This is a genomic window from Paenibacillus sp. A3 (assembly GCF_001399685.1).
GTDB lineage: Bacteria > Bacillota > Bacilli > Paenibacillales > NBRC-103111 > Paenibacillus_G.
Genome location: NZ_JTHN01000247.1, coordinates 1 through 4,437 on the forward strand (window position 1 = coordinate 1; position 4,437 = coordinate 4,437).

The 4,437-nt window shown below is 52.9% G+C and carries 6 protein-coding genes and 1 pseudogene; all 7 read left to right on the plus strand.

Annotation, left to right across the window (positions count from 1 at the left end):
- On the plus strand, nucleotides 1-544 hold a 544-nt coding region (locus tag QJ48_RS31165; RefSeq protein WP_054977230.1), incomplete at its 5' end, for a diacylglycerol kinase family protein.
- A 21-nt stretch (nucleotides 545-565) separates the two neighbouring features.
- On the plus strand, nucleotides 566-982 hold the full coding sequence (locus QJ48_RS31170) for a cytidine deaminase (RefSeq protein ID WP_054977231.1): 417 nt from the start codon (nucleotides 566-568) through the stop codon (nucleotides 980-982).
- Nucleotides 982-1,896 (plus strand): GTPase Era, encoded by a 915-nt coding sequence (era, locus tag QJ48_RS31175; RefSeq protein ID WP_054977232.1) that lies wholly within the window; start codon nucleotides 982-984, stop codon nucleotides 1,894-1,896. Before QJ48_RS31170 ends, era begins: the two co-directional genes overlap by 1 nt.
- A gap of 160 nt (nucleotides 1,897-2,056) precedes the next feature.
- Nucleotides 2,057-2,200 carry a YqzL family protein gene (locus tag QJ48_RS36400; RefSeq protein WP_082420751.1) on the plus strand — a complete coding sequence of 48 codons (144 nt, stop codon included), beginning with the start codon at nucleotides 2,057-2,059 and terminating at the stop codon, nucleotides 2,198-2,200.
- Between the two features lie 52 nt (nucleotides 2,201-2,252).
- Entirely contained in the window at nucleotides 2,253-2,999 is a 747-nt protein-coding gene (gene recO / locus QJ48_RS31180) for a DNA repair protein RecO (protein WP_054977233.1), read from the plus strand.
- Between the two features lie 398 nt (nucleotides 3,000-3,397).
- Nucleotides 3,398-4,210, plus strand: coding sequence for a pyruvate, water dikinase regulatory protein (locus QJ48_RS31190; protein ID WP_054977235.1), 813 nt, complete (start codon nucleotides 3,398-3,400; stop codon nucleotides 4,208-4,210).
- A 100-nt stretch (nucleotides 4,211-4,310) separates the two neighbouring features.
- A pseudogene (locus QJ48_RS36405) lies at nucleotides 4,311-4,437 on the plus strand (DUF188 domain-containing protein); the annotation flags it as partial.

Sequence of the window (4,437 nt, forward strand, 5' to 3'; positions counted from 1 at the left end):
TTTATTTATTTTACTCGCCGTGACGCTCATGATCGTGACGGAATTGATCAACACCGCCGTGGAAAAAACGGTCGATCTGGCGATGCCGGACCTGCATCCATTGGCGAAAATCGCCAAGGACGTGGCCGCCGCTTCCGTATTGGTTACGGCAGCTTTTGCCGCCGTAACGGGAATGATCGTATTTTACGATCCGATCGAACGGCTCATTCAAACGGGCCGGGCGGGAGGTCATCCCATCACCGCGGGAACGGTATGGATTTTGCTTAGCTTGGTCATCCTGACAGTGATTGCGGTGCAGACTCGCTTTTCCTCCAAAGGGAATGGGGTGAAGCCGAGCCTGCTGACGGCCGTCGCGTTTGCGGTCGCCGCCTTGATCGCTTGCCGGGTTCAAGATACGCTTGTCGCTTTGCTGGGCTTTTTGTTGGCTACGGTACTGCTGCTGGCGCTTCACGACAAACGCAAGCGGCCTTTCGGTTCGCTGCTGCTTGGTGCGCTGCTCGGCGGATTCATTACGGTACTCGCCTATTATTTATATTCTATGTAGGTTGCGAAAGGGGAGCTTCTCTTGGAAAAAACGGAATTGATCGCATTGGCCAAAACGGCGAGAGAGCAAGCATATACACCTTATTCCCATTTTAAAGTCGGCAGCGCTTTGCTGGATTCCAAAGGGCGGGTTCATCTGGGCTGCAACGTGGAAAACGCCGCCTACGGGCCGACGAACTGCGCCGAACGCACGGCGTTATTCCGCGCGATCGCGGACGGCGAGCAGGCGAAGTCGTTCCGGGCCATGGCGATTATCGGGGATACGCTTCAGCCGATTTCGCCTTGCGGCGTATGCCGGCAGGTGCTGGTCGAGCTGTGTCCGCCGGATATGCCGGTATATTTGGCTAATCTGAAAGGGGATATCAGCGAGACGACCGTAGCCGAGCTGCTTCCCGGCGCATTCACATCTTTAGATTTGGACGGAGGAACGATTGATTAATGTCTTCGAACAGCAAGGCTGACTCTAAATTCAAATCCGGCTTTGTGGCGATTATCGGACGGCCCAACGTCGGCAAATCGACGCTGATGAACCAGATGATCGGCCAAAAGATCGCCATCATGTCCGATAAGCCGCAGACGACCCGGAACAAAATTCACGGTGTCTATACGACCGACCAGGCGCAGATCGTCTTTCTGGATACGCCCGGCATTCATAAACCGCAATCGAAGCTCGGCGACTATATGATCAAAGCGGCTGAAGGCGCGCTTAGCGAAGTTGACGCGATCCTGTTTTTGATCGACGTTGTCGAAGGCTTGGGCGGCGGAGACCGGTACATTATCGAGACGCTGAAAAAGGTGAAAACGCCGGTCATTCTAGTGATGAACAAAATCGACCAGATCCACCCGGAAGCGCTCCTGTCGGTCATTACGACCTACAAGGATTTGTACCCGTTTGCCGAAATTGTGCCGATCTCGGCGATACACGGCAATAACGTCAATACGCTTTTGGAGCAGGTCATCAAATTTTTGCCGGAAGGACCGCAGTATTACCCGGCGGATCAAGTGACGGATCATCCGGAGCAATTTGTGTGCGCGGAGCTGATCCGGGAGAAAATCCTGCATTTGACCCGGGAGGAAATTCCTCACTCGATTGCGGTTTCCATCGAAGACATGCGCGTGGAGGCCAACGGCGTCGTTCATATTTCGGCGGTCATTTACGTCGAACGCGATTCGCAGAAGGGCATCATTATCGGCAAAAAGGGTGCGCTGCTGAAAGAAGTCGGACAAAAAGCGCGGGCCGATATCGAAGCGCTTCTCGGTTCGAAGACCTTCCTGGAGCTATGGGTCAAAGTGAAGAAGGACTGGCGCAATCAGGACCGGGTCCTGCGTGATCTAGGCTTCCGGCATGAGTAAACCGGCGTTCCGGCTTGTTTCAAGCAGGTTCCGCCGCGTTTCATCCATCATACTATGCAAACAATACATGGCAGTTTTTGCAGAGCATACTTCGCATCGGAACGATCCATCCTAATCCTAGAAACAGGTTGTAGTCATGTCATCAAGGGGAGGATGTACCATGAGAGACTTTTCGTGGAAATACTTTTCAATGACCGGAGATGTGGATGCTTACCTGCTATACAAAGAAGTAAATACCCGGGACGGCGACGAGGCGGAGCCGGAAGAAGAGGACGCCTTGGACGCTTCCGATTGGGTACAGTAAGTTTCGCCCAATATCAGGTTACCGGCGCGGTAACGCAGGGAGAGGCTGTAAGGTGCAGTACAGAGTTCAAGGGATCGTCATCCGAAGCATGGACTATGGGGAAGGCAACAAAATTATTACGCTGTTTACCCGGGAGCACGGAAAGCTGAGCGTCGTGGCCCGGGGCGCCAAAAAAGTGAAGAGCCGTTACGGCTCCTCCGCCCAGCTGTTTACGTGCGGCGACTACTTGTTTTTCAAATCCGGGCAGCTCGGCACGCTGAATCATGCGGAAATTATCGAGCCTTTTCATAAAATAAGGGAAGATCTGCATAAGGCTGCCCATGCTTCCTATCTGTCGGAGCTGACCGACCGGATGTTGGGGGATCAAGAGGGACAGCCTTTTCTATACGATCAGCTGAAAGCCAGCTTGCAGGCGATCCAGGAAGACAAGGATCTGCAGATTATCGACCATCTGTACGAAATGAAAATGTTCGTCCTGGCCGGATATACGCCCGAGCTGGAGCAATGCGTCGTTTGCCGCGAGAATGCGGAGCCGTTTGCCATAAGTGTCGGCATGGGCGGCATGCTGTGCGAGCGCTGCAAGCTGCGGGATCCGCAAGCTATCCCGCTGACGCCCGGCGCATACAAGCTCCTTCGGCTGTTCATTCAGATGGATGTGCGCCGGCTCGGTCAAATCGACGTGAAGCCGCAGACGAAACAGCTGCTCAAGACGATTTTACGGGCCTACTTCGATACGCATGTCGGACTGAAGCTGAAATCGCGAGATTTTTTGGATCAAATGGACAAATACGGAGTATAGCTAAATAATTGACATGTTTTTGCCCATTTGCTATTATAATATGATACATCCGTTAGAAAACCTCTTGTTACGAAGTCTAAGCCATGACTTTGTCAGCGGGGTTTTTTGCTGTCCGGAAAGAGAAGCTCTTTTTCCGGAGCAGATCGTTTAACCCGAAGTCTTGAAACATTTTTTGCCACAGCAACGTAGTAGTAATAGACAGGCCGATCCATTCCAAAATGATCGGCCTTTGTTGCAGCCCGACATGAGGGACTTCGGCCAATATCTGAAGCGCCGAGGAACTGCATACGGTCGCAAATTTACTTGATGTTGCGAAATTTTTGCGCAGATTGCTGAAACCAGAGAACAGCAGCACAGCTCATGGTCTGTAAAAAAGTCAGGACGAAAGGCGGGTTCGCATGGAACGGGCGGTTAAGCCGGTAGTGTTTGTAGCATCGGATTCGGCGGGGGAGACGGGAGAAGCGGTAGTTCGGGCGGCGGCCGTGCAGTTTCATCCTCAGCAGGTGGATATTCGCCGGGTGCCTTTCCTGATCGATACGTCGGATATCGACCGGATGATCCGAACGGTGATTGAGCGCAGCGGGGCGATCGTTTTTACGCTCGTCATTCCCGAGCTGCGGGATTATTTGATCGAACAGGCGGAGCGCTACAGAATTCCTTACATCGATCTGCTCGGTCCGATCATACGGACGCTGGAGCAAACGCTGGATCAGGAGGCAAGGCATCAGCCGGGCATGATCCACAAGCTGGACGAAGATTATTTCAAGAAAGTGGAAGCGGTCGAGTTTGCCGTCAAGTATGATGACGGCCGGGATTTTAACGGGATTTTGCAGGCGGACATCGTGCTTGTCGGGGTATCCCGCACATCGAAGACCCCGCTGTCCATGTATCTTGCGCACAAGAAATTCAAGGTGGCCAACGTGCCGCTTGTCCCGGAAATTCAGCCTCCCGAGCAGCTGTTTACGGTGTCGGGGAAGAAGATCGTCGGTCTGCGGATCGACCCGGTCAAGCTGAATGTCATCCGCACCGAACGGCTTAAAACGCTGGGCTTGCCGGGCAATGCCACTTACGCGAACACCGAGCGGATTCATGCGGAATTGGAGTACGCGGATAAGATTATGCAAAAAATCGGCTGCACGGTAATCGACGTTTCGAACAAGGCGGTTGAAGAAACGGCCAGCATCATCATCGATATGTACCGTTCGCGGTAGCGGTCGATTTTGAGGAAAGGAAGCAGGATTTTTTATCCTTTCATCGTATATAATATTACGGTAATGCTTCAGTCTTGAAATTCACAGTCGGCGGGGATCTATGACGTATAAAATTGTAGTGGATGCCGACGCATGCCCGGTGAAGACGGAAATCGCGCAAACGGCCTTGCGTTTCGGAATCCCGGTGCTGATGGTCGCCTCGTTCGATCATCGGCTGCAGCCGATGG

What these genes read in the sequence shown, in the direction of transcription:
- QJ48_RS31190 (WP_054977235.1), top strand. Translation starts at nt 3,398, where the DNA reads ATGGAACGGGCGGTTAAGCCGGTAGTGTTTGTAGCATCGGATTCGGCG.
- QJ48_RS36400 (WP_082420751.1), top strand. Translation starts at nt 2,057, where the DNA reads ATGAGAGACTTTTCGTGGAAATACTTTTCAATGACCGGAGATGTGGAT.
- era (WP_054977232.1), top strand. Translation starts at nt 982, where the DNA reads ATGTCTTCGAACAGCAAGGCTGACTCTAAATTCAAATCCGGCTTTGTG.